This is a genomic window from Bradyrhizobium sp. GW821-FHT12B03 (assembly GCF_058807535.1).
Map to the genome: position 1 here is coordinate 317,636 of NZ_JBXAQU010000005.1, position 22,380 is coordinate 340,015.

Genomic DNA, 22,380 nt, shown 5'->3' on the forward strand with positions numbered 1-22,380 from the left:
TTATTCGTGGCTGGAACGGCCACGGTCGAATCCGTAAGTTCGCCCGATCTCCATGGGATACCTCGATGCTGCGACGAACAATTCTTGTCATGCTGATGGCCGCCGTTGCAGGCTTCGGCGTCTATTGGTGGCTGTCGGCGCCGGCTGCATCGGCCGTGCCGTTGCCACCCCGCGCGCCCGATCTTGCCAACGGGCAGGAGATCTTCAACGTCGGCGGCTGCTCGTCCTGCCATGCCGTGCCCAACCAGCCCGACCGCTTGCGGCTCGGCGGCGGCCTGGCACTCGGCTCGCCATTCGGCACCTTCTACGCGCCGAACATTTCCCCCGATCCCGCCGACGGCATCGGGCGCTGGAGCGAGACCGATTTCGTCGGTGCGGTGATGCGCGGCGTGTCGCCTGCGGGCACGCACTACTTCCCGGCGTTTCCCTACACGTCCTACCATCTGGCTGATATCGACGACGTTCGCGACCTCTTCGCCTATCTGAAGACGCTGCCGCCGGTGTCCGGCAGGGCGCGCGACCACGACCTGCCGTTTCCCTTCAACATCCGCCGCAATGTCGGCATCTGGAAATTGCTGTTCATGGACGGCAAGCCGTTCGTCGCCGACGGCACCAAATCGCCGCAATGGAATCGCGGCGCCTATCTCGTCAACGGCTTCGGCCATTGCGCGGAATGTCATAGCCCGCGCAATCCGCTCGGCGGCATCATCTCCGCGCAGCGCTTTGCCGGCGGTCCCAATCCTGAAGGCGAGGGGTGGGTGCCGAACGTCACGCAGAAGCGCCTTGGCGAGTGGAGCGCGAAGGACATCGCCTATCTCCTGAAGACCGGCGAATTGCCCGACGGCGACAGCGTCGGCGGCGCGATGACGCGTGTGATCAAGAACACCTCGCAATTGTCGGACGAGGACATCGCGGCGATGGCGGATTACCTCAAGTCGTTGCCGCCGGTGGAAGGTCCGCCGCGACCGAAACGCAAGGAGGGCGGCACCTGACGCAGGCCCTTTCCAATTGACACGCAGGGAGCGCACGCACATCCTTTGCCGCCGGTTGAGAATTGGAATTGCGTCACGATGGGTTGTCTGGTCTTTGCGCGAATAGTGCCGGCCGTTTCGACGCGTGATTGTGCCGGGCCGGATGCAGCAAGCCTTGCGGCTCAACCGTTCGGTTGAGATGGCGGGCACAGCAAAGCTTCCGACCGTGCTCCATGGGCGTTTTCTGACGCTGTTCAGAGCCGCCCTCGGACAGGGGCAGACGGCGATCGACGCCTATCGGGACTGGCGCGCCGCCGAGCCGCTCGAAGCCGCCGACGAAGTCGTGTACCGGACCATGCCGCTGCTCGTCGCCACGGTCGACGGGGCCGGCATTGTCGATGCCGACACCAAGCGGATGCGCGGCGTCGTCAAGCATGTCTGGCTGTCGAACGCGACGCGGGTCCGCGATCTGGTCGAGGCCAACAGGGCGCTCGAAAGCGCCGGCATCGCGGCGCTGCTGATCAAGGGCGGTGCGCTGTTCGCGCGCGACGAGGGCTACATGGCGAAGCGAATGACCGGGGATTACGATCTCCTGGTTCGCCGCAGCGAAGCGCTCCGCGCCATCGACGTGCTGCGGCAGGCCTCGTTCCGCAGCCACGGCGTGAAGGTCGAGCTGTTCTCGGAGTCCGACCTCGACCGCGACATCCATGCCGTTGCGATGTCGCGGGCCGGCTTCGGCCGGGCCATCGATCTGCACTGGCGCGCGATCTTCTGGCTCCATGACGCGGATTTCACCGAGGAGTTGTTCAGGACGGCCGAGCCGGCGCGGCTGCTGACCCATGACGTCCTGATCCCGGGCCTTGCCGAACAGCTGGCGATCGCGGCGATGCGGCCGGAGCCTGCCGATCAGAAGGAGATGGTGTTCCGGGCGCTCGAGGTCGTCCACGTGCTGGAAAGCTACGGCAGCGAGGTCGATTGGGATCGCTTCCGTTCGATCGTGATGCGCCACAATGGCAGCCTGTTCGCGGCGCAATTGCTCGACGTCGTCGCGCGGGAGATGCCCGCGCTCGTGCCCGACGGTCTGGTCGAGCAGCTGTGGGGCTATGGTCCGCCGGGAAAGTCCGTCGAGCTGTCCGTTCGGTCGGTGCCGCGGGCCGCGCGCTCGCAATGGCAGCACTTCCTTGCCGGCTTCCTCGCCTCGCTCCGGGCGCAGTTCAAGTCGCCGTTCCGGCGGTCGGACTGGCCGAGGCTGCCCGGCGCGGCGATGGCCGCGTTCGACGCCAGCATCGTGCACTTTCCTTTTCGTCGGGACGCGATCCTGAAGCGGGTCTGGCGGCAGGCGGCGAACGCGATGCATCCGCTGCGAGGACAGGAGGTCTGGTTCGGACGGGGTTTCTCGATTCCGGAGGACGAGGGGCGGTGGACGGAGCACCAGTTCGCGGTCATCGAAGTGCCGATCGAGGAACGGTCGCAGACGTCCGCGGCCGTCGAGCTCGCGGTGATCCCGTTCCTGCCGCCGGGAACGGAGAGCTTTCGCTTCGCGGCCTATGCCGGCACGGGGCGGGTGTTGCGGATGACGGCGGCGCGCAACGATCCGATGCCCTTCAGGGTCGCGCTGAACGCGGAGATCGTCGGCAAGGGCCGGCGGAAAGCCGTCGTCGCATTGCGGATGCTGGATACAGGGCGTCCGATGGACATCGGCCATTCGATCGACCACCGCCTGCTCGGATTGCTCGTGACGTCGGTGTCGGTCAACGGCGTGCCGGTCTTCACTCCCGATCGCGCTGGGCCTTGATGGCCTTGCGCAGCGCCAGCAGCGTCTGGAGATTTTGTGCGTCCGTATTGGTGCGGCCGCCATTGCCGAGATGCAGCCGGCGCCGGACCACGATGTCGTCGACATGCGCGGTCTTCAACCCGCTCTGCTTGGCGCGGCCGAGCCAGGCGATGAAGAAGGTCGCGGGCAGCGTCTCGTCGAACGGACCGATCCGCATCAATGCGGCGCGCCGGATCAGCATGCATTGCTTCAGCTCGCCCGGCATGATCTCGACCGCCGGCTGAAGGCGCGCGCGGTGCGGTTCCGGCACGTCGGGGCTGACGAATTGCTGCACCTTGCCGAAGGCGGCATCGACGTCGCCGTCACGTTCGAGCAGCGCGAGCTGCTTCTCAAGCTTGCGCGCCGTCCAGAGATCGTCGGCATCGCAGAAGCCGATCAGTTCGCCGCGCGCCATCGCCAGGCCCTTGTTCACGGCGACGGCCTGGCCGCTGTTCGCTTGCGTGAGCGCGACGATGCGGTCGCCGAACCGGTCGAGGACGCCGCGCGTAGCGTCGGTCGATCCGTCATCGACGACGATCACCTCGTCGGGCGGGACCGTCTGGCCGAGCACGCTTTCGATCGCCTCGGCGATGTAGGCCTCGACGTTGCAGGCGGCGATGACCACGGAGACGCGCATGCGGCCTCAGAGTTGTTCCAGCTGGCGGGCGAAGGCGGACGGAATCTCCATCGGTGCGGTGCCGGTGTCGGCGAAAAACACCGGCGCGAGCCCTGCGATCCGCGCCACCTTGCCGGCGATCTCGTTCGGCCATCCCGGCAGCTCATAGGCCGTGGTCGGCAGCAGCGCGCGAAACGCGTCCGACTGCTTCGCCGGCGTGAATTCGGGCGTTACAGCGCCGCGCCGGCGGGGAATGAAGGTCGCGCGCAGCCGGCCGCCGCCGATGCGCTCGCCGAGATCGGCAAGGCTTAGTTCGTGGCGCGGTTCGCCGTTGAAATCCGAGACCGCTGTGGTTTGGCCGATGAAGTTCTGGAAGGTGTCGACGAGGGCAGGGCGCAGCCGCGCCGAGCAGAACAGCGGCTCGATCTGGCCGGTCTCGCTGTTGATCGCGACGAAATCGTCGCCGGCGTAGCGCCAGCCGGCTTTGGCACAAGCCAGTGCCGCCGTGGTCTTGCCGCTGTGTCCCTCGCCCGCGAGCAGGGTGAAGCCCGAGGTGTCGCCGACCGCCGCGCCATGGACGGCGCTCCAGGGCGTGTCGTGCATCATGGCGTGGATCAGCGAGATCGCGGGACGACTGCGGATCCAGGGCGGCGCCTCGCCGTTCGGCAGCCAGGCGATGCCGCGTCTTGCCGTGAGGTCGACGGCGTAGAGCACGGGAATGACGGCAGGCTGCCATACCGAATAGATGCCGTCCTCGATCAGGAGCCGTGGCTTCTCGGCGGCGTCAGGCACCAGCGCGGAGAGATCGTGATGATCGGCGGTGACGAAGCGCAGCTCGAGATCGACGGTCGACGGCGAGCCCTGGATGTAGGCCGGCAGGAACATGCCGGCCAAATCCTGTGAGGCAAAGCCGAGACGCAAGCCGAATGGGCCGCAGCGCGCCTGCGTTTCGACCGGCACTGACGCCATCTTGGCGAAGACCGCGACGATCTCCTGCCGGATGAGACGGCTGGCCTTCATTTAGTTTCTTGGGGCTCGCGCAGCGGCCAGCCTTCCTCGCCGGCGTCGTGTACGGGATCCATCAGCAGCAGCTCCCGCAGATTGTCGAAGCGCTGGAATTCCGGGGCGACGAATGCGCCCGACAGCACCGGCGCCCATGCGTCGGCACGCGCATCGGCGAGACCTTCGGCGATGAGGCCTTCGGCCAGCATGCCGTCGACGAAGGCTTGCACCTGTTGTGTGATGGATGGCACATCGCCGCCGGTCGCGGCAGCGAGAGCGCTGCCGATCTCCTCAACCGTTCGGTTGGCCTTGAGGCCGAGCCAGACCTGCGCAGCGCTGCCGTCGAGGTTGTAGTAGACGCCATTCTGATAGTTGGCCAGGACCACTTCACTATCAAACTGCTGGCTGATCAGCAGCGGCACCGACGTGGTGAGGGCCATGACTTGCTCGGTAGGTTCAATTCCAATCGCCGGACGCTAGCATAGGCGCCCGGCGGCGCAACCATGCGGCCTGCGCCAATTCCGGGCAGTCAGCTCGGGCCGAACGCCTTGAAGGTGATGATGGTGAGGGTGTCCTGGATGCCCGGCAGAACCTGCACCTTCTCGTTGATGAAGTGGCCGATGTCGGTGTCGTTGTCGACGTAGAACTTCACCAGCAGGTCGTAATGGCCGGCGGTGGAGTAGATCTCGGAGGCGATCTCGGCTTCGGCGAGCGCATTGGCGACCGTGTAGGACTGGCCGAGCTTGCATTTGATCTGGACGAAAAAGGGAACCATTGCAGTCACTCCGAAGGCATATCTGGCGGCTAATAGGCCAAAACGGGGAGGGCTTGGCAAGCGAACTTGCCGTCCCCGAGCATAAGCCGCGCGCGGCCATCCTTCGAGACGCCCGCCTGCGGCGGGCCCTCAGGATGAGGTCACGTTTCGCGGCGAGATAACAAACCCCCGTGGTGAGGAGCCCGTTAAAGCGGGCGTCTCCGGACGATGCTCTGCATCGCCGCGAAACATGCAGGCCGGGTGCAAATACCGCTTTTACCCTACGAGGTCACGGCCGCGGCGGCAAATGCGTCCCTGAGCCGCTGTGCAAGCTCGACCTTGCGATAGGGCTTGGTCAGGACGACCGATTGTGCGCGCGCGCGGCCCTGCTCGACCAGGGTCTCCAGCGCGTAGCCCGAGGTGAACAGGACCGGGAGACCGGGGCGAAGCTGCCTGGCCTGATCGGCGAGCTCCCAGCCGCTCATGCCGCCGGGCATCACGATATCGGTGAACAGCATGTCGATGCCAGGATCGGTCCGCAGCCGCTGCAGCGCCTCCTTGCCGTTGACGGCGGCGACGACGCGATATCCAAGAGATTCCACCCTGCGGATGGCCGAGGAGCGCACGAACGGATCGTCTTCCGCGATCAGGATCGTCTCGTAGCCTCTCGGCGCTGCCTCCTCGCTCTCCACCACGTCGGCCGGTGATTGTCCGGCGCCGGCGCGCGGCAGGTAGATCCGGACCGTCGTCCCCAGGCCCTGCTCGCTATAGATCGCGACATGGCCGTCGGATTGCTTGGCGAAGCCATAGACCATGCTGAGCCCGAGGCCCGAGCCCTTGCCGACCTCCTTGGTGGTGAAGAACGGCTCGAAAGCATGCTCGATGACGTCAGGCGTCATGCCTTCGCCGTCGTCGGTGACGGAGATCAGGGCGTAGTTGCCGGACGCCACTTCCGGGTGAAGGGCGCGATAGTCCTCGTCGATCGCGGTGAGCTCGGTGCTCAGGGTGAGATGCCCGCCTGATGGCATGGCGTCCTGCGCGTTGAGCGCGAGATTGAGGACTGCGGATTCGAGCTGGGCGCGGTCGGCGAAGGCCAGGATCGAGCCGGAGCCGAACGCCGTCGTGATCTCGATGTTTTCGCGCAGGGTTCGCTTGAGCAGCTTGTGCATAGATTCGAGGAGGTCGCGGCAATCGATCGCCCGCGGCTGCAGCAGCTGGCGGCGGCTGAACGCCAGCAGCCGCTGCGTCAGCTCCGCGCCGCGCTCGCCCGACAGGCAGATATCGTCGGCGAAACGCCTGAGGTCGGGACGGGCCTTGAGCTGGTCGCTGAGAAATTCCGCGTTGCCGATGATGACGGTGAGCAGATTGTTGAAGTCGTGGGCGATGCCGCCGGAGAGCTGGCCGACCGTCTCCATCTTCTGCGCCTGCTGAAGCTGCTGCTCGGTCAGCTTGCGCGTGGTCAGGTCGTGGACGATGCCGACATGGACCAGCTCGCCGTCCTGCCACGCCTGGCCCACCGACAGAGCCATCGGAAAGGTCGATCCGTCCTTGCGCAGGCCGCCGGCTTCCCCGGTTGCGAAGCGCTGCGCACGACCCGTGGATGAGGACCTCTCCTCGTTGGACATCAGCATGCCGATGTCACGGTTCATGACCTCGTCGGCGCGATAGCCGAACAGCCGTTCGCAGGCGGGATTGAACAGCAGAATGCGGGCTTGCGCGTCGAACAGGATGACACCGTCGACCGCGGTCTCGACGACGGCGGTAAGGCGCGTCATGCTCTCGCGCAGCGCGCGCTGGGTTTCACGGACCTGCCCGAGCAGCTGGGCTGCATCCCGGTTCTTGGTCTCCTCCTCCTCGAGCGCGGCCTGGACCTGCCGGAGCTCGAACGGGGAGGGGATCGCCAGGATCTTCGGCAACAGCGGCCAGAGTGCACCGGCCGTGAAGACCGACGCAATGGCCGTCGCCGCCTTGACCATGCCCTCGATGCCGTAGATCGGAACCCAGAGCGTGTAGATCGACAGCACATGCGTCAGGCCGCAGGCCATGATGAAGACCGCGAACGCCCAGAAGACCCACCCGAATTTGAGGTCGCGCCGCTTGGTGACGAGGATCGCAAGGGCGAACGGGATCGAGAAATAGGCGGCGGCGATGCAGGCGTCCGAGGCGACGTGGAGCCAGATCAGTTCGGGCTCCCACAAGAGGCAGATGCCGTGCGGCGAAAGCATCGAGGAGTCGAGGAGACGTTCGAAGAAGGCCCACATAATTCCACCCCGATAGGCTAGCTCAGCCCGCTAACGTCTCACTCATCGGTGTGAAGGCCAAGGGCCAAGGCCGTAGCTATATTTAGCAACCTGCGCACGATTCGGGGCGACAATGCCGCGCCGAAGCGGTTCCGCCTGATTCGCCTGGCCCCGTCGGCGGTGTCGCGAATCACCGTTGCCGCGGCCGGACCGGCTTGCTGGCGTTCCGTGGTCGCGCTAGGACAGGCCATGGCGGTGCTCTTCTCAAGCGACTGTATCCGGCGATGACGACGCCCGTGGCGCTCACCATCGCAGGCTCCGATTCGAGCGGCGGCGCCGGCATCCAGGCCGATCTCAAGACCTTTGCCGCGCTCGGTGTCTATGGCGCCTCCGCGATCACGGCGTTGACGGCGCAGAACACCAAGGGCGTCACCGGCATTCATGCGGTGCCGGCCGATTTCGTCACCGCGCAGATCGATGCGGTGTTCTCCGATCTCGAGGTCGGCGCGGTGAAGATCGGCATGGTGGCCCAAGCCGCCAGCATCGACGCGATCGCGGCCGCGCTGGCGCGCTGGAAGCCCCGCCACATCGTGCTCGATCCCGTGATGGTCGCAACGTCAGGTGATCGCCTGCTGGCGTCAGAAGCCGTGAACGCCCTGCGCACCAGACTGATGCCGCTGGCCTCGGTGATCACGCCGAACCTGCCGGAAGCTGCGGCTCTGCTCGACGAGCCCATTGCAGTGAGCGAGGCCGAGATCGAGAGCCAGGGGCGCCGCCTGCTGGCGCTCGGCTGCCGTGCGGTGCTGATCAAGGGCGGGCACGGCGAGGGCGCCGAGAGCATCGACTATCTCGTCAGTGCTGAAAAAACGATCGCGCTCGCCGCGCCTCGCGTCGCCACCAGGAACACCCATGGCACCGGCTGTTCGCTGTCCTCGGCGGTCGCGGCGGGTCTGGCCAGGGGCGAGGGTCTCGAGCCCGCGGTGCGCAGCGCCAAGGCCTGGATCAGCGCGGCAATCGCGGCGGCCGACCGCTTCAGCGTCGGCCATGGCCACGGGCCGGTCCATCATTTCCACAAATTCTACTGACGACGGCGTCGCGCGGCGGGCCCCCTCGGTTAACCAATGAGGCCCTGGCCCCCCGGGCTCTTGCGGACAATCATTGCCGCGCCATGTCGCCTGATTGTCGCATGCGACTGATATTCGCGGGGAGGGCGAGGCAGGGCGTGATTCGTATCTGAAGGTGCCTCAAGGGTTCAATTGGTCATCCCCCTGTCACGGGACATTGTTACAGGCTGGCGCATGGGAAGCTACGATGTGAGTGACGAGAGCCCTGAAAGGCGCTTTCGCACGTTGTTCATCTCCGACGTTCATCTCGGAGCCCGCGGCTCTCAAGCCGACCTTCTGCTGGACTTCCTGCGTTACCACGACGCCGATACCATCTATCTCGTCGGCGACATCGTCGACGGCTGGGCGCTGAAGTCGAGCTGGCACTGGCCGCAATCGCATAACGACCTGGTCCAGAAGCTTTTGCGCAAGGCGCGCAAGGGCGCCAAGGTGATCTACATCCCCGGCAATCACGACGAGTTCCTGCGCAACTATTACGGCACGCATTTCGGCGGCATCGACGTGGTCGAGAACACCGTCCACACCGGTGTGGACGGCAAGCGCTATCTCGTCATCCACGGCGACATCTTCGACCTCGTGGTGCAGAATGCGCGCTGGCTCGCGCATCTCGGCGACAAGGCCTACGACTTCGCGATCCAGATGAATCGCTTCGTCAACTTCTTCCGGCGCATGTTCAAAGTGCCCTATTGGTCGCTGTCGCAATGGGCCAAGCAGAAGGTCAAGAACGCCGTCAACTATATCGGCGCGTTCGAGCAGGCGCTCGCCGCCGAGGCGCGCCGTCACGACGCCGACGGCGTGATCTGCGGCCACATCCACTACGCCGTGATCCGTGACGAAGGCGGCATCCGCTACATGAATTGCGGTGACTGGGTGGAGAGCTGCACCGCGCTGGTCGAGCACGATGACGGCCATTTCGAGATCATCACCTGGGCCGATCAAGTGCAGAAGCCGGCAGCTGTCCCGCAGGTCGCGGCAAGAGCTGCCTGATGCGCATCCTGGTCGCGACCGATGCCTGGCACCCGCAAGTCAACGGTGTGGTTCGGACGCTGACCAAGCTTGCTGATGCCGCCAAGACGTTCGGCGTCGAATTCACGTTCCTGACGCCGCAATCGTTCCGCACTTTTGCGATGCCGAGCTATCGCGACGTGCGGCTTGCGATGCCGCGTCCAGCGCGGATCGCGAAGCTGATCGAAGAGGCGCGTCCCGACAGCATCCATGTCGCGACTGAAGGGCCGATCGGCCTGATGGTCCGCCGCTATTGCCGTCAGCGCAAGCTGCCGTTCACGACCAGCTTCCACACCCGCTTCCCCGAATATGTCCGCGCCAGGGTGCCGGTTCCGGAGTCCCTGATCTGGCGGGCGCTGCGCCGCTTCCATGCGCCGAGCCGCGCCGTGATGGCGGCAACCCCGGCGCTCGCCCGCGAGCTGACCGAGCGCGGCTTTGCCAATGTCATGCTGTGGCCGCGCGGCGTCGACACGAGCCTGTTCCACCCCCGCGCCATCGATCTCTGCCTGCCGGCACCTGTGTTCCTCTCGGTCGGCCGGGTCGCGGTGGAGAAGAATCTCGAGGCGTTCCTCGATCTCAAGCTGCCCGGCACCAAGGTGATCGTCGGCGACGGCCCGGCGCGTGCTTCGCTCGAAGAGGCCTATCCCGACGCGATCTTCCTCGGCGAGAAGCACGGCGAGGCGCTGGCGGACATCTATGCGGCCGCCGACGTCTTCGTGTTTCCCAGCAAGACCGACACGTTCGGCCTGGTCCTGCTGGAAGCGCTCGCAAGCGGCCTGCCGGTCGCGGCCTTCCCGGTGAAGGGCCCCCGCGACGTGATCGGCGACGCGCCGGTCGGCGCGCTCGATCACGATCTGCGCGATGCCTGCTTTGCGGCACTCGACATCTCCCGGCAGGACTGCGTGGCGTTCGCCGCCAATTGCACCTGGGAAGCCTCGGCGAGGGCCTTCGTCGACGGCATTTTGGCGGCCGGCGCGGTGCTGCCCGGCCGGAACGGCACGGAACAGCCCCGCTTCGTCGCCTGACGGGGCAAAATCCTCGCGCGGAGGTGTCTTGCCCGGGCCTCATCGGGCGCGATAAGGTCTGTCATGACCGAACAGCTCCTTCCGATCGGCCCTGCCGACATCGAAGCCGCAGCGCGCGTGATCGCGCCCTTCGCCATCCGCACCCCGCTGTTGTCCTTCCCCGTGCTCAACGAGCGCGTCGGTGCAAAGGTGTTCCTGAAGCCGGAGATGCTCCAGCGCACCGGCTCCTTCAAGTTCCGCGGCGCCTTCAACAAGGTCGCCTCGATCCCGCAGGACCAGCGCGCCGGCGGCGTGGTCGCGTTCTCCTCCGGCAACCACGCCCAGGGCGTGGCCGCCGCGGCAAAAATCCTCGACATGCACGCGACCATCGTGATGCCCGCGGACGCGCCGCTGTCGAAGCGCGAGCGCACCAAGTCCTATGGTGCCGAGGTCGTGCTGTACGATCGCGATCGCGACGACCGCGAAGCAATCTCGCGCGGTATTGCCGAGAAGCGCGGCGCGACGCTGGTCAGGCCCTATGACGATCCCTTCGTGATCGCAGGGCAGGGCACCGCCGGCCGCGAGATCGCAGAGGACATGGCGGCGCTCGGCCTTAGCCCCGACATCGTGGTGGCACCGGCCTCCGGCGGCGGCCTGATCGCCGGCGTCGCGACCGCCGTGAAGGCGCGCTATCCGCAGGCGCAGATCGTGGTGGCCGAGCCGGAGGCGTTCGACGATCACGGCATTTCGCTGACCGCCGGCCATCGCGAGCCGCACGGGCCGGCGGGCCGCACCATCTGCGATGCGCTGATGGCCCTGATCCCCGGCGAGATGACCTTTGCGATCAACAGCAAGCTGCTCGCCCGCGGCGTCACGGCATCCGACAAGGAAGTCGGCGCGGCGGTGGCGTTCGCCTATCGGGAGCTGAAGCTCGTGGTGGAGCCGGGCGGCGCCGTCGGCCTCGCCGCGCTGCTCGCCGGGCGTCTCGACGTCGCCGGCAAGAACGTCGTCATCGTGCTCTCCGGCGGCAATGTCGATGCGGATCTGTTCTCCGAGCTGGTGGCGTGATTCCGATTGGATAGTGCTAGCGATGGAGCTCGGTCCACCTCTCCCTTCGGGAGAGGTGGCAGCTCGCTCAGCCAACGGCACCCGATCTCGCTGAGTTTCTATTCCCTGATATGAAGAAGGGGCAGAGCGTCGCCGCTCTGCCCCTTTGTCGTTGTGCGGCTGCCAGCAATCAGTGCATGAAGCCGCGGCGATTGTTGCCGCCGCCCATGGAGGGCGCCTGGTTCATCGACTGGCGGAAGTTGTTGCCGCCATTGTTGACGATGCGGTTCGTCGTATTGAACTGCGGGCGGGTGTTCTGGACGTTGTTCTGGACCTGCACCTTGTTCACCGGATTGTTGCCGAACTTCACGCCGTTGTTGATGCGGATCGGTTGGTTCTGCGTCTGGACATTGACCGGCTTCGTCACGACTGGCGAGCCGCCCTTGCCGGTATTCACCGGCATGCTCACGATCTTGCCAGGGCTTCCGTTGGCAGTGCCGGTGCCATTGCCGGCGTTCGGCCTGGTGTTGGTCGCGGGCAGGGTCACGATCTTGCCGGAGCCGCCAGTGTTGGTCGTGGTGTTGGTCGGCGCAGGCATCGTGACGATCTTGCCAGGGGTCTGCGACGGCGTGCCGGTCTGCTGGTTCGGCTGGTTGTTGCCCGCCGGCAGGTTGACGATCTGGCCGCCATTGCCGAGCTTGCCGATGCCGTTGTTGTCGATCGGCTTCTGCACGACCGGAAGGTTGCCGCCCATCTGCGGCGCGCCATTGCCCTGCTGCAGCGGCATGTATTTGGGCTGGCCGAGATTGCCGGTCTTGAAGGTCGGCGCAATGTTCTGCGGGGCCAGGAACTTGGTCGCCTGCATCAAGGGGATCTGCTTCGGCTGCGCCTGAAGCTTCAGCGCAACCTGCGCATAGGGGGTGTTGCCGTAGCTGTCATAGAAGTTCTTGTAGGCGAGCGGCGAGTTGGCGAGCACCGTCTTGTGCCAGGCCTGCGTCAGCAGGAGGTTGTTGAGCAGCCAGCGGACGTGATCGCACAGCGGGTCGTGCGGGTACATCTGGATGAACTCCTGATAGTACTCCGGCCGTGCCTCGGACACGACATAGTCATAGGCCTGGCGCGTCGAGCGGCTCGGCAGGTTGGAGGCCATCTGCACCACCGGCGCATTCACCGGCGCGCGGTTGGCGGCAACCACCGTATCGCCGAAGAAGGTGAAGTCCGAGGTCAGCGAGGAGCTTTCCCAGGGGATCTGCGCGCCGCTGGTGGTCTGGTTCACTTCGAGGCGCACGCGCTTGAACAGCTGCTCGATCGGCACGTTGGGCTCGCGCGCGACGTTCAGGAAGGCCTGCGTGTAGGGGCTGTGGCCGCCGATGCCGTCCTGCGCTTCGGCGCCCGGCGCGGTCGAATAGCCGACGATCGAGCCGTTCGGCGCATCGACGATGGCCAGGCCGCGGCCGGCATCGTTGACGCTGGGGAACGGGTTGTTGCGGCAGGCATCGAGGATGACGATGCGCATGCGGCTCGGGATCGTCTCCAGCGTCGACATCACGTCGACGAGGCGCACCGAGTTGTTGACGAGCTCGGTCGGGCTCGAAACCTTGGCGTCGACGGGAACCAGATAGTTCTCGCCGGCGAGCTGCACGCCGTGACCGGCGTAGTAGACCATCGCCACCGTGTTCGGACCGCGCGCGGAGACCTTGGCGGAAAAGTCCTGCACCACGCGGAGCATGTCGTTCTGGGTGAGGTCGGTCGCGGCGACCACTTCGAAACCGGCCGAGTTCAGGAACTGCGCCATCGACTGCGCGTCATTGTCGGGGTTTTGGAGTTGCGGCGCGTTCTGGTAGTTCGAATTGCCGATCACCAGCGCCACCCGCTGCTCCGGGCCTTGCAGTGCGGTGGGGGCCGGCTCGACCGGGGCGACTTGCGCGGAAACAGGCCCGCAGGCGAAACCGAACAGGCTTCCCAGCAGGCTAGCCGTCATCAGGAAAGGCTTTAGGCGGAACATGGCGTGCTCCTCTGGCACTGATCTCGATACGAGATTGGTTGCGAGGTAGCGTGGCCGCGTTCGAGCCCGGGGTCCGTGATCGCTATCACCCTGGGGGGCTGCGTGATCTGAATCACGCTTGGAACCTGCTATGGTGAATGGCCGGTTTCGCCGGCGCGAGAAAAGACAAGCCTTCAGGGGAAATGCCGTCACATGCTGAAATCGATCGATCCGATCCTGACGCCCGATCTGCTCTGGCTGTTGGCCTCGATGGGCCATGGCGACGATCTCGTGGTCGTCGATGCCAATCATCCGGCCACCCGCATCGCCGCGGCGACGTCCTCGCAGCGCCTCATCCAGCTGCCGGGCCTGCCCATGGAGACCGCGGTTCGCGCCATCATGACGCTCTATCCGCTCGACGATTTCGATCCCGATCCGGTGCGCGTGATGATGCCGGTGGACGATCCGGACCGCGTGCCCGACGTGCAGCGCACGGTGCTGGCCGAGATCGAGCGCGCCGTCGGCCGCGCCGTCACGCCCGGCAAGCTCTCGCGGGCGGATTTCTATCGCGCTGCGGCAGCGAGCTTTGGTGTGGTGCAGGTCGGCGACAGCAGGGGCTATGGATGCTTCCTGATCCGCAAGGGCGTGATCAGCTAGCGGAAGGCGGCGGACAATTCAGCGACGCGAAACGGCGTCAGCCGTGCTCGAAAGGGCCGACTTCGCGGATTACCTTGCAGATCTGCAGGAACCCGCTGGCATAGAACTCGGCATGTCCCCGCTTCATGGTCTCGACATGCTCGGGGTGGGTACGCCAGGCTTCGAGCGCGTCCTCCGAGGCGAAACGGAACACGGTGAGCTCCTCGCCGTCATCGGCCTTGAACGATTTGACCGACAGGAAGCCCGGGAGGCGACTGACGATATCGTACATGCGTTCGCCCAATCGCTGATGGTCTTCGAGAGAGACGCCATCCCGCAGCTTCAAATCACCCATGACAATCACTTCGCCGATCATGTTTCGATACCCTCGTTGATGTAATCCCTGTTGCTCGATGTCCTGTTCGGTCTGGGGGTGGGTTTTGTTACATCGCGATGCGCGAAATTCCGTTCATGCACGGGTTGTTTCGAAGCGTGTCGATGGTGCGCCAGCGAAACATTGGCTTTCGGTTGCGATGAATTTGCACTCGAATTTGAATGGTCATGTCGCAACCGACTGGCTATGGTCGGCGCATGTCGCGCCTTGTCTGCCTGTCTGTCGCCATCATCCTGTCGCTGCTGCCTGCTGTCGCAGCAGCGGAGCCCATCAAGAAGCGTTCGGCGCCGGTTTGGCGTGGCTACGGCTTCCTGCCGGGCTATCGCCAGCCGCTGAGCAACAGCATTCCGCTGTACAAGCAGAAGGAGGCGATGCGGCGCCTGTCGCGCAACGACCGCCGCCATTGGTACATCGATCCGGTTCCCCAATATTACGGCTGGGATGGCGAATGGCGCTATTTCGGCCGTCCCGGTTTCGGCGGCGGCCGCTACAATGGCGGCAGCTTTGGTCCCTGCTGGACGCGCACGCCGATCGGGGCGATCTGGAATTGCGGCTGACGGGCGGATCGCGCGGCGGCTAGGGAAAGCAGCGGACGACCTCGATCAAGCCGACGATGGCGGCATTGAACGCATCGAGGTCTTCGGCCGGAATCCAGTACTCCAGATGCGAGCGTCCGCCAGCTTCCTGCACGTCGTATTTCGCGATGAAGTCGCGCCTGACCGCAAAGCGCGTGACAAAGCCCGAGCCGCTCGCCGGAACGTTCCAGTCGCGTGCGATCTTGACGGCGTAGTCTTCGGTGAGCACCGGATAGAAGATCGGTTGGTCCGGCAAGCGCGGCGGAAACACACGCATGCCGGATTGCTGGATCAGCTCCAGCTCCTTCGGGCCGACGGGACGCCAGAGGGTGAGGGTGTCTTCGCTGGGGGACATGGTTTGCGAGGTCTGATGCTCAAGGGCCGTCATTGCGAGCGCAGCGAAGCAATCCAGACTGTCGCCGCGGAAAGATTCTGGATTGCTTCGCTGCGCTCGCAATGACGATAGAGCGCGCGCCCCCTTACGAGAAGAACGCGATCTTCTCGGCCTGGGTCATGCGGCGGATCGGCGCGAGCGGGTCGTTTGCTGGCGCGCGGGGTTTTTGCAGAATGCCGCTGGCGAGGATGGTGGCGCCGAGCGAGGACTCGGTGAAGGACGAGGGCATCGGTGCGGTCGGCACGGCTGCGAATGGTGCCGCGGCTGCCATCGCCGGGGCCGGCTGCTCCATCACTTCGGCGGCGGCTTCCGCGATGGCATTGGTGAGGCGCGCCAGCGATTCCATCGCGATCGGCGCTTGCTCTGCGGGCTCCTCCGCGATCGGCGCGGCAGCGGGCTGCGGCGCGACCGGCTCCGGAAGCTCGGCCGCAACGGGCGTCGCGACCTCCGCAGCCACCGGCTCGGGAATGGCCGCTGCCATCTCGACCGGCTCGATGATCTCGTCGAAATCCGGATCTGGCGCGGCCATCTCCAGCGCGATGGCCTCGAGCACGGCTTGGTCCTCGGCTTCCGCGGCGGCATCCAGCGAGAACTCGTCGGTGACATCAGCGAATGCGGCAGGCTCGGCGGCCGGCTCTTCGAAAGCTGCGTCTGCAGGCGCGGCATCTTCGAGCGCGATCCGGCTTTCGGCTGCGATCTCCGGCGCGACGGCCGCGTCCATGGCCTGCTCGGCCATTGCGAACGCTTCAGTGGTGCCGGTTGCTTCCGCAGCGGCTTCAGGCTCGGCAGGCGCCACGCGCTCGGCAGCCGCTGCGATGTCCTGCGGCGCCTCCGTAAAAGCCACGGGGGCTTCGCTCGCCATCGCGGCAGGCGTGGTCTCCACAGGCGGCGCTTCCGCGACGGGCGGCGGTGCGTCCTGCACCGGAGCCGGCGAGGGACGCATGGCTGCCGCCTGCGGCGTTGCGTCGCCGTCGAGCTGCTCGACCCGGTCCCTCAGCAGATCGAATGCGGCCTTGAGCTCGGTGCGGGGGTCGATGGTCGAGATCTGTCCGCAGGCGGCCTCGATCGAGGCGAGCTGCGAATCAATGAGGTCGCAGATTCGCCCGTCGGCGCCGATCTCGCGCCAGCGCCAGGAGATCTCCTTGATGATGCGCACGCCGCGCGGGATCGCAGCGAGGCTCGCCTCGACCGCCGCGGGATCGAACGCCGCGATCGCGATCGTCTCGGCCTCGCGGATGGCGCGGCCGATCTCGACCAGCGCCTCGGGCAGGCGGTCCTCGACGACGGGTTGTCGCTGTGCCGCAAGGGTTTCTTCGATTTTCGCGACCGCATCGAGCACCATGCTCGTATCCGCATTGCGGTTGCGCTTGGCATATTCGCCGAGGAACCAGCGGCCGCGCGCGGTCTCCATGAAGGCTTCGCGGATCGCGTCGTAATCCTGCTCGTTCGGCTCGGCCGCGCGGGCAGACATGGGCGAGAGGGCGAATGCTTCGTTGGCCATGACAATCTCGTCGCGCAAATCAGTGCGCGTTACAGTAACGATCACCACGATATCGACCGAATCGCAATTGGTTTGATGGCAGCCGAATCACAAATCCCCACGCAAGCCACCGTGAAGCGGCGATTCGCCGTGAGCCTGGCGCTGTTTTATTCGGCCGTCTTCGCGGTTTCGGGCACGCATCTGCCGTTCTTCCCGGTCTGGCTGAAGGCGATCGGCATCGACGCGGCCTGGATCGGCCTCATCAACGCGCTGCCGGCGATCACGCGCTTCACCACGCTGCCGCAGATCACCGCCTTTGCCGAAAAGCGACACGCCATCCGCGCCGCCATGATGGTGTCGGTGCTGGCAACGGCGATCGGGTTCGCGGCGGTCGGCTTGCAGCAGCAGCCGCTGGCGCTGTTCCTGATCTATGCGGTGACCTGCATGATGTGGACGCCGACCATGCCGCTGACCGATGCCTATGCGCTGCGCGGTGTCGCGCGCTACGGGCTCGACTACGGCCCCTTGCGGCTGTGGGGCTCGGCCGCCTTCGCCTTCGGCTCGCTGGCCTGCGGCTATCTCGTCGACCACATCGCGGCGCGCGACCTGATCTGGGTCATCGTCGCATGGGCCGTCGTTGCGGTCGCAGCGAGCCTGCTGCTCCAGCCGCTCGACGATACCAGACGAAAGACCGGGGAGACGCCTGCCGGCAAGGCGCTGCTGCGCGATGGCGGCTTCTGGGCCGTCATCGCCTCGGCCGCGCTGATCCAGAGCAGTCACGTCGCCTATTACACGTTCTCGGCCATCAACTGGCAGCTCCATGGGATCAGTGGCCTGACGATCGCGGGTCTCTGGACGCTGGGCGTGATCGCCGAGATCGTCGTGTTCGCGCTGTCGCCGCGCTTCTCGCTGCATCCGTCCTCGCTGATGGCGGTCGGCGGCGTGAGCGCGGTGCTGCGCTGGATCGTCACGGCGAACGAGCCGCCGCTGGCGCTGCTCGCGATCGCGCAGCTTGGTCACGGCCTCAGCTTCGGCATGACCATCGTCGGCACCATGAATCTGCTGGTGCAGCGCGTGCCGTCGCATCAGATCGCGCGAGGGCAGGGCTATCTCGCCGCATGCAGCGGATTATTGGGTGCGACGACGTCGATCGCCTCGGGCGCGATCTACGCCCGCATCGGCGACGGCCTGTATTACGTGATGGCCGCGATGGCCGCGGCCGGCGCGCTCGTCATCTGGTCGGCGCGGCACCGGCTCATCGCTCATCCCCAGAGCGACGTCTCGGGCGGATAGACCAGGCTGTCGTCATAGCGCAGGCCGTGATCGCGGTCGCGCGCCAGCAGCAGGGGACCGTCGAGATCGACGAAGCGCGCCTGCGGCGTCACCAGCATCGCGGGAGCCATCGACAGCGAGGTGGCGACCATGCAGCCGATCATGATCTCGAAGCCGAGCGATTGCGCCGCGTCCGCCATCGCCAGCGCCTCGGTGAGGCCGCCGGTCTTGTCGAGCTTGATGTTCACGGCATCGTAGCGCTCGCGCAAGGGGGCGAGCGAGCTGCGGTCATGCACGCTCTCGTCGGCGCAGACCGCGAGCGGCCGCTTGATCCGTGCCAGCGCGTCGTCCTTCCCGGCCGGCAGCGGCTGCTCCACCAGGGTGACGCCGACGGCGTCGCAGGCGGCGAGATTGTGCTCCAGATTGGCTTCGGTCCAGGACTCGTTGGCATCGACGATCAGCTCGGATTCCGGGGCGGCCTTGCGCACCGCCGCGATCCGCTCCGGATCGCCGTCGCCGCCGAGCTTGATCTTGAGCAGCGGCCGGTGCGCCGCTTTCGCGGTCGCCGCGGCCATCGCCTCGGGGGTACCGAGCGAAATCGTGTAGGCGGTGGTGCGCTCGCCCGGGGTCGGGCGGTCCAGCAGGCTCCAGGCCCGCATGCCCCCGGCCTTGGCCTCGAGGTCGATCAGGGCGCAATCCAGCGCGTTGCGGGCCGCGCCCGGCGGCATGGCGGCTTGCAGCGCCTGCCGGGTGATACCGCCGGCCACGGCCGCCTGCATGGCCTCAATGGCCGCGAGGGTCGCCTCGGGCGTCTCGCCATAGCGCGGATAGGGCACGCATTCGCCGCGGCCGGTGAGGCCGTTCTGGCTCACTTCGGCCATAACGGTCACGGCCTCGGTCTTGGCGCCCCGGCTGATGGTGAAACTGCCGGCAATGGAAAAGCGCTCGATTCGCGCCCGAAGGGCCGGAACTTTGCTGGAAGTCATTTTGAACTCTGGCGAAATCTGAACCTGCTAGTTACCTGTTGCAACTAACGTTAACCAGTTGGGGATACCTTCTCCGGGTAAGGGCGCGTGCGCAACTATCTGATTTCCTCCGCCCCGGCACGGGAGCGGATATCTTGACTGGCGATCCGAAGCTGGAACGGATTGCAAAGGGCAACGCGCTGGCACTCTGCGCCACCGGAACCTGGACTGCGAGCTTTGCGCCGGTCCTGGAGCGGATGGTCGCGGATGCCGAGAAGCTCGCCGGCAGCCCCCAGAACATCTTCATCGACGTCTCCGAGGTCGCCAAGCTCGACACGTTCGGCGCCTGGCTGATCGAGCGGCTGCGCCGCAGCCTGACGCAGGGCGCGGCCGAGGCGCAGATCGCGGGCCTCTCCGCCAATTATTCGAGCCTCGTCGACGAGGTGCGGCGGGTCAGGGCGACGCCGGTGGTCGACGCCAGCACCATCACCATCACCGGCATGCTGGAGCAGATCGGCCGGACCGTGGCGGGTGTCGCCGGGACGGTGGCGGGCCTGATCGACATGCTCGGCGCGGTGCTTGCGGCGGGAGCGCGCGTGCTGATCCATCCGCGCTCGTTCCGCCTGACCTCCACCGTGCACCACATGGAGCAGGTCTGCTGGCGCGCGGTGCCGATCATCGTGCTGATCACCTTCCTGATCGGCTGCATCATCGCCCAGCAGGGCATCTTTCATTTCCGCAGGTTCGGCGCCGACATCTTCGTCGTCGACATGCTCGGTGTGCTGGTCCTGCGCGAGATCGGCGTCCTGCTGGTCGCCATCATGGTCGCGGGCCGCTCCGGCAGCGCCTACACCGCCGAGCTCGGCTCGATGAAGATGCGCGAGGAGATCGACGCGCTGCGCACCATGGGTTTCGACCCGATCGAGGTGCTGGTGCTGCCGCGCATGCTGGCGCTGGTGCTGGCGCTGCCGATCCTCGCCTTCCTCGGCGCCATGGCCGCGCTCTATGGCGGCGGGCTGGTCGCCTGGCTCTATGGCGGGGTCGAGCCCGAAGCCTTTCTGCTGCGCCTGCGCGATGCCATCTCGATCGACCATTTCATCGTCGGCATCGTGAAGGCACCGGTGATGGCCGCCGTGATCGGCATCGTCGCCTGCGTCGAGGGTCTCGCCGTGCAGGGCAGCGCGGAATCGCTCGGACAGCACACCACCGCGTCGGTGGTGAAGGGCATCTTCTTCGTCATCGTCATGGACGGCGTGTTCGCGATCTTCTTCGCCTCGATCGGAATGTGACGATGGCAAGTGAAGCTCAAAGCGAGATCCAGAACCCCATCATCCGCGTCCGCGACATCACCGTGCAGTTCGGCAGCACGCGCGTGCTCGACGGCCTCAACCTCGACGTCAAGCGCGGCGAGATCCTCGGCTTCGTCGGTCCTTCCGGCGCGGGCAAGTCGGTGCTGACGCGCACCATCATCGGTCTCGTGCCGAAGGTGGCAGGCTCCATCGAGGTGTTCGGCGTCGACCTCGATTCCTCCAACACGTCGCAGCGCCGCAACGTCGAGCGGCGCTGGGGCGTGCTGTTCCAGCAGGGCGCGCTGTTCTCTTCGCTCACCGTGCGGCAGAACATCCAGTTCCCGATGCGCGAATACTTACGCGTCTCGCAGCGGCTGATGGACGAGATCACCATGGCCAAGCTGACCATGGTCGGTCTGAAGCCCGAGGTCGCCGAGCGTTTCCCGTCGGAGCTCTCGGGCGGCATGATCAAGCGCGTCGCGCTCGCACGTGCGCTGTCGCTCGATCCGGACCTCGTTTTCCTCGACGAGCCGACCTCGGGCCTCGATCCGATCGGCGCCGGCGACTTCGACGAGCTGGTCAGGACGCTCCAGCGCACTTTGGGGCTGACCGTTTTCATGGTAACCCACGACCTCGACAGCCTTTACACAGCATGTGACCGCATCGCCGTTTTAGGGAACGGTAAGATCATTGCGGCAGGGTCGATCGCCGACATGCAGGCCTCGCAGCATCCCTGGTTGAGGCAGTATTTCCATGGCAAGCGCGCCCGCGCGGTCATGGGTTGAGTAGCTGGGATGAGTAGCCGGAGCACCTGATGGAAACGCGGGCGAACTACGTCTTGATCGGATCGTTCACGCTGGCGGTGATTGCCGCGGCGATCGGCTTCGTGCTCTGGTTCCAGTCGCTGCACACCACCAAGCAGCGCAGTCCGCTGCGCGTCGTGTTCGAAGGTCCGGCGGCGGGCCTGCGCAATGGCGGCAGCGTCAATTTCAACGGTATCCGGGTGGGCGAAGTGGTCTCGGTGAAGCTGGACAACCCGCGGCGGGTTGTCGCACTCGCCATGATCGAGAACAATGCGCCGATCCGCAAGGACACCCTGGTCGGCCTCGAATTCCAGGGCCTCACCGGCGTTGCCGCGATCTCGCTCAAGGGCGGCGACGAGGCCGCGCCGCCGCCGCCGCTCGACCAGGACGGCATCCCGACGCTGACCGCCGATCCCAACAAGCTGCAGGACGTCACCGAGGCGATCCGCGGCACGTTGCAGAACATCAACAAGATCGTCGCCGACAATCAGGAATCGGTGAAGAACTCGCTGAAGAATCTGGAGACCTTCACGAGCTCTCTGGCGCGCAACTCCGAGAAGATCGACGTCATCATGGGCAAGGTCGACGGCGTCATGCTCAAGGCCGACAATCTCATGCTCGGCCTGAATACCCTCGCCGGCGGCAAGGACGGCGGCGAGCTGTTTCAGGCGGTGAAGTCGATCCGCGAGCTCGCCGACGATTTCGACAAGCGCTCCGGCGCGCTGATGGCCGACGGCCGCCGTACGCTGGGCGACATCAGCCGCGCCGTGAACAATTTCGACCGCAATCCGACCCGCGTGCTGTTCGGCGCCAGCAACAGCGCGCCAGCAGCCGCTCCGCCGCCGGCCGAACCGCCGAAGCCCGCGGCGAGCGAGCGCAGGCGGCAGTAACGGGCGAATGGTGAGTGGCGAATAGCAAATAGGCTATCTGTACTGCATCAATCCAAAACAAAACGGAGCCCGCGAGGGCTCCGTTTTTCATTCGCTATTCGCCACTCACCATTCGCGAACTT

22 protein-coding genes are annotated in these 22,380 nt (G+C 65.9%); 12 read left to right on the forward strand and 10 right to left on the reverse strand.

Annotated features, from left to right (window positions below):
• Positions 1-65 precede the first annotated feature (65 nt).
• Both AC1RUR_RS13035 and AC1RUR_RS13040 read left to right on the forward strand, forming a co-directional pair.
• The gene (locus AC1RUR_RS13035) at positions 66-992 is read left to right on the forward strand and encodes a c-type cytochrome (RefSeq protein ID WP_492844484.1); all 927 of its coding nucleotides are present in this window, start codon (positions 66-68) and stop codon (positions 990-992) included.
• 142 nt (positions 993-1,134) lie between these two features.
• Entirely contained in the window at positions 1,135-2,766 is a 1,632-nt protein-coding gene (locus AC1RUR_RS13040) for a nucleotidyltransferase family protein (protein WP_492844486.1), read from the forward strand.
• Here the strand turns inward: AC1RUR_RS13040 and AC1RUR_RS13045 are convergent.
• The 5 genes from AC1RUR_RS13045 to AC1RUR_RS13065 form a co-directional block, all read right to left on the reverse strand.
• Positions 2,741-3,421 (reverse strand): glycosyltransferase family 2 protein, encoded by a 681-nt coding sequence (locus tag AC1RUR_RS13045; protein WP_492844488.1) that lies wholly within the window; start codon positions 3,419-3,421, stop codon positions 2,741-2,743. The genes AC1RUR_RS13040 and AC1RUR_RS13045 overlap by 26 nt on opposite strands.
• Before the next feature lie 6 nt (positions 3,422-3,427).
• Positions 3,428-4,420, reverse strand: a complete 993-nt coding sequence (locus AC1RUR_RS13050) for a hypothetical protein (RefSeq protein WP_492844490.1) — start codon at positions 4,418-4,420, stop codon at positions 3,428-3,430.
• A complete protein-coding gene (locus AC1RUR_RS13055; protein ID WP_492844492.1) occupies positions 4,417-4,842 on the reverse strand; it encodes a PqqD family protein in 426 nt (141 codons plus the stop codon). The genes AC1RUR_RS13050 and AC1RUR_RS13055 overlap by 4 nt, the downstream gene beginning before the upstream one ends.
• A gap of 89 nt (positions 4,843-4,931) precedes the next feature.
• On the reverse strand, positions 4,932-5,177 hold the full coding sequence (locus AC1RUR_RS13060; RefSeq protein ID WP_492844493.1) for an Lrp/AsnC ligand binding domain-containing protein: 246 nt from the start codon (positions 5,175-5,177) through the stop codon (positions 4,932-4,934).
• Positions 5,178-5,437: 260 nt separating this feature from the next.
• Positions 5,438-7,381 carry a PAS domain S-box protein gene (locus tag AC1RUR_RS13065; RefSeq protein ID WP_492844495.1) on the reverse strand — a complete coding sequence of 648 codons (1,944 nt, stop codon included), beginning with the start codon at positions 7,379-7,381 and terminating at the stop codon, positions 5,438-5,440.
• Between the two features lie 299 nt (positions 7,382-7,680).
• On the opposite strand from AC1RUR_RS13065, the gene thiD reads away from it, so the two are divergent.
• From thiD to AC1RUR_RS13085, 4 genes are all read left to right on the forward strand, one after another.
• On the forward strand, positions 7,681-8,481 hold the full coding sequence (gene thiD / locus AC1RUR_RS13070) for a bifunctional hydroxymethylpyrimidine kinase/phosphomethylpyrimidine kinase (RefSeq protein WP_492844497.1): 801 nt from the start codon (positions 7,681-7,683) through the stop codon (positions 8,479-8,481).
• 213 nt (positions 8,482-8,694) lie between these two features.
• Positions 8,695-9,507: a UDP-2,3-diacylglucosamine diphosphatase gene (locus AC1RUR_RS13075; protein ID WP_492844499.1), complete on the forward strand. Its 813-nt coding sequence runs from the start codon at positions 8,695-8,697 to the stop codon at positions 9,505-9,507.
• Positions 9,507-10,550 carry a glycosyltransferase family 4 protein gene (locus AC1RUR_RS13080; protein WP_492844501.1) on the forward strand — a complete coding sequence of 348 codons (1,044 nt, stop codon included), beginning with the start codon at positions 9,507-9,509 and terminating at the stop codon, positions 10,548-10,550. Before AC1RUR_RS13075 ends, AC1RUR_RS13080 begins: the two co-directional genes overlap by 1 nt.
• Positions 10,551-10,613: 63 nt before the next feature.
• Positions 10,614-11,597 (forward strand): threonine/serine dehydratase family protein, encoded by a 984-nt coding sequence (locus AC1RUR_RS13085; RefSeq protein ID WP_492844503.1) that lies wholly within the window; start codon positions 10,614-10,616, stop codon positions 11,595-11,597.
• 169 nt (positions 11,598-11,766) lie between these two features.
• Here the strand turns inward: AC1RUR_RS13085 and AC1RUR_RS13090 are convergent, their stop codons facing one another.
• Positions 11,767-13,581 carry a caspase family protein gene (locus AC1RUR_RS13090; protein ID WP_492844506.1) on the reverse strand — a complete coding sequence of 605 codons (1,815 nt, stop codon included), beginning with the start codon at positions 13,579-13,581 and terminating at the stop codon, positions 11,767-11,769.
• A 192-nt stretch (positions 13,582-13,773) separates the two neighbouring features.
• Here AC1RUR_RS13090 and AC1RUR_RS13095 point away from each other — a divergent pair, with 192 nt between their 5' ends.
• Positions 13,774-14,217 (forward strand): RbsD/FucU family protein, encoded by a 444-nt coding sequence (locus AC1RUR_RS13095; RefSeq protein ID WP_492844508.1) that lies wholly within the window; start codon positions 13,774-13,776, stop codon positions 14,215-14,217.
• Positions 14,218-14,254: 37 nt separating this feature from the next.
• On the opposite strand, the gene AC1RUR_RS13100 is transcribed toward AC1RUR_RS13095, so the two are convergent.
• Positions 14,255-14,572: an antibiotic biosynthesis monooxygenase family protein gene (locus AC1RUR_RS13100; RefSeq protein WP_492844510.1), complete on the reverse strand. Its 318-nt coding sequence runs from the start codon at positions 14,570-14,572 to the stop codon at positions 14,255-14,257.
• A gap of 215 nt (positions 14,573-14,787) precedes the next feature.
• Here AC1RUR_RS13100 and AC1RUR_RS13105 point away from each other — a divergent pair, with 215 nt between their 5' ends.
• On the forward strand, positions 14,788-15,147 hold the full coding sequence (locus AC1RUR_RS13105; RefSeq protein WP_492844641.1) for a hypothetical protein: 360 nt from the start codon (positions 14,788-14,790) through the stop codon (positions 15,145-15,147).
• Positions 15,148-15,166: 19 nt separating this feature from the next.
• On the opposite strand, the gene AC1RUR_RS13110 is transcribed toward AC1RUR_RS13105, so the two are convergent.
• Both AC1RUR_RS13110 and AC1RUR_RS13115 read right to left on the reverse strand, forming a co-directional pair.
• Complete coding sequence (locus AC1RUR_RS13110; protein ID WP_492844512.1) at positions 15,167-15,520, reverse strand: ADP-ribosylation/crystallin J1; 354 nt, start codon at positions 15,518-15,520, stop codon at positions 15,167-15,169.
• A 124-nt stretch (positions 15,521-15,644) separates the two neighbouring features.
• Positions 15,645-17,060 (reverse strand): hypothetical protein, encoded by a 1,416-nt coding sequence (locus tag AC1RUR_RS13115; RefSeq protein WP_492844514.1) that lies wholly within the window; start codon positions 17,058-17,060, stop codon positions 15,645-15,647.
• A gap of 75 nt (positions 17,061-17,135) precedes the next feature.
• Between AC1RUR_RS13115 and AC1RUR_RS13120 the strand changes: the two genes are divergently transcribed.
• On the forward strand, positions 17,136-18,332 hold the full coding sequence (locus AC1RUR_RS13120; RefSeq protein WP_492844516.1) for an MFS transporter: 1,197 nt from the start codon (positions 17,136-17,138) through the stop codon (positions 18,330-18,332).
• Here AC1RUR_RS13120 and dgcA read toward each other — a convergent pair.
• Positions 18,302-19,297 (reverse strand): N-acetyl-D-Glu racemase DgcA, encoded by a 996-nt coding sequence (gene dgcA, locus AC1RUR_RS13125; RefSeq protein WP_492844518.1) that lies wholly within the window; start codon positions 19,295-19,297, stop codon positions 18,302-18,304. The two genes, AC1RUR_RS13120 and dgcA, sit on opposite strands and share 31 nt — an antisense overlap.
• A gap of 134 nt (positions 19,298-19,431) precedes the next feature.
• On the opposite strand from dgcA, the gene AC1RUR_RS13130 reads away from it, so the two are divergent.
• Genes AC1RUR_RS13130 through AC1RUR_RS13140 form a run of 3 tightly spaced genes read left to right on the forward strand, consistent with a single transcriptional unit; the run spans position 19,432 to position 22,258 of the window.
• The gene (locus AC1RUR_RS13130) at positions 19,432-20,565 is read left to right on the forward strand and encodes an MlaE family ABC transporter permease (protein ID WP_492844520.1); all 1,134 of its coding nucleotides are present in this window, start codon (positions 19,432-19,434) and stop codon (positions 20,563-20,565) included.
• A 2-nt stretch (positions 20,566-20,567) separates the two neighbouring features.
• A complete protein-coding gene (locus AC1RUR_RS13135; RefSeq protein ID WP_492844522.1) occupies positions 20,568-21,350 on the forward strand; it encodes an ABC transporter ATP-binding protein in 783 nt (260 codons plus the stop codon).
• Positions 21,351-21,379: 29 nt separating this feature from the next.
• The gene (locus AC1RUR_RS13140) at positions 21,380-22,258 is read left to right on the forward strand and encodes an MlaD family protein (protein WP_492844524.1); all 879 of its coding nucleotides are present in this window, start codon (positions 21,380-21,382) and stop codon (positions 22,256-22,258) included.
• Positions 22,259-22,380: the final 122 nt, after the last annotated feature.

What these genes read in the sequence shown, in the direction of transcription:
- AC1RUR_RS13045 (WP_492844488.1), bottom strand. Translation starts at nt 3,421, where the DNA reads ATGCGCGTCTCCGTGGTCATCGCCGCCTGCAACGTCGAGGCCTACATC.
- AC1RUR_RS13090 (WP_492844506.1), bottom strand. Translation starts at nt 13,581, where the DNA reads ATGTTCCGCCTAAAGCCTTTCCTGATGACGGCTAGCCTGCTGGGAAGC.
- AC1RUR_RS13080 (WP_492844501.1), top strand. Translation starts at nt 9,507, where the DNA reads ATGCGCATCCTGGTCGCGACCGATGCCTGGCACCCGCAAGTCAACGGT.
- AC1RUR_RS13075 (WP_492844499.1), top strand. Translation starts at nt 8,695, where the DNA reads ATGGGAAGCTACGATGTGAGTGACGAGAGCCCTGAAAGGCGCTTTCGC.
- AC1RUR_RS13115 (WP_492844514.1), bottom strand. Translation starts at nt 17,060, where the DNA reads ATGGCCAACGAAGCATTCGCCCTCTCGCCCATGTCTGCCCGCGCGGCC.
- AC1RUR_RS13095 (WP_492844508.1), top strand. Translation starts at nt 13,774, where the DNA reads ATGCTGAAATCGATCGATCCGATCCTGACGCCCGATCTGCTCTGGCTG.
- AC1RUR_RS13065 (WP_492844495.1), bottom strand. Translation starts at nt 7,381, where the DNA reads ATGCTTTCGCCGCACGGCATCTGCCTCTTGTGGGAGCCCGAACTGATC.
- AC1RUR_RS13055 (WP_492844492.1), bottom strand. Translation starts at nt 4,842, where the DNA reads ATGGCCCTCACCACGTCGGTGCCGCTGCTGATCAGCCAGCAGTTTGAT.
- AC1RUR_RS13085 (WP_492844503.1), top strand. Translation starts at nt 10,614, where the DNA reads ATGACCGAACAGCTCCTTCCGATCGGCCCTGCCGACATCGAAGCCGCA.
- AC1RUR_RS13035 (WP_492844484.1), top strand. Translation starts at nt 66, where the DNA reads ATGCTGCGACGAACAATTCTTGTCATGCTGATGGCCGCCGTTGCAGGC.
- AC1RUR_RS13110 (WP_492844512.1), bottom strand. Translation starts at nt 15,520, where the DNA reads ATGTCCCCCAGCGAAGACACCCTCACCCTCTGGCGTCCCGTCGGCCCG.
- dgcA (WP_492844518.1), bottom strand. Translation starts at nt 19,297, where the DNA reads ATGACTTCCAGCAAAGTTCCGGCCCTTCGGGCGCGAATCGAGCGCTTT.
- thiD (WP_492844497.1), top strand. Translation starts at nt 7,681, where the DNA reads ATGACGACGCCCGTGGCGCTCACCATCGCAGGCTCCGATTCGAGCGGC.
- AC1RUR_RS13120 (WP_492844516.1), top strand. Translation starts at nt 17,136, where the DNA reads ATGGCAGCCGAATCACAAATCCCCACGCAAGCCACCGTGAAGCGGCGA.
- AC1RUR_RS13060 (WP_492844493.1), bottom strand. Translation starts at nt 5,177, where the DNA reads ATGGTTCCCTTTTTCGTCCAGATCAAATGCAAGCTCGGCCAGTCCTAC.
- AC1RUR_RS13040 (WP_492844486.1), top strand. Translation starts at nt 1,135, where the DNA reads ATGCAGCAAGCCTTGCGGCTCAACCGTTCGGTTGAGATGGCGGGCACA.
- AC1RUR_RS13105 (WP_492844641.1), top strand. Translation starts at nt 14,788, where the DNA reads ATGTCGCGCCTTGTCTGCCTGTCTGTCGCCATCATCCTGTCGCTGCTG.
- AC1RUR_RS13100 (WP_492844510.1), bottom strand. Translation starts at nt 14,572, where the DNA reads ATGATCGGCGAAGTGATTGTCATGGGTGATTTGAAGCTGCGGGATGGC.
- AC1RUR_RS13135 (WP_492844522.1), top strand. Translation starts at nt 20,568, where the DNA reads ATGGCAAGTGAAGCTCAAAGCGAGATCCAGAACCCCATCATCCGCGTC.
- AC1RUR_RS13140 (WP_492844524.1), top strand. Translation starts at nt 21,380, where the DNA reads ATGGAAACGCGGGCGAACTACGTCTTGATCGGATCGTTCACGCTGGCG.
- AC1RUR_RS13050 (WP_492844490.1), bottom strand. Translation starts at nt 4,420, where the DNA reads ATGAAGGCCAGCCGTCTCATCCGGCAGGAGATCGTCGCGGTCTTCGCC.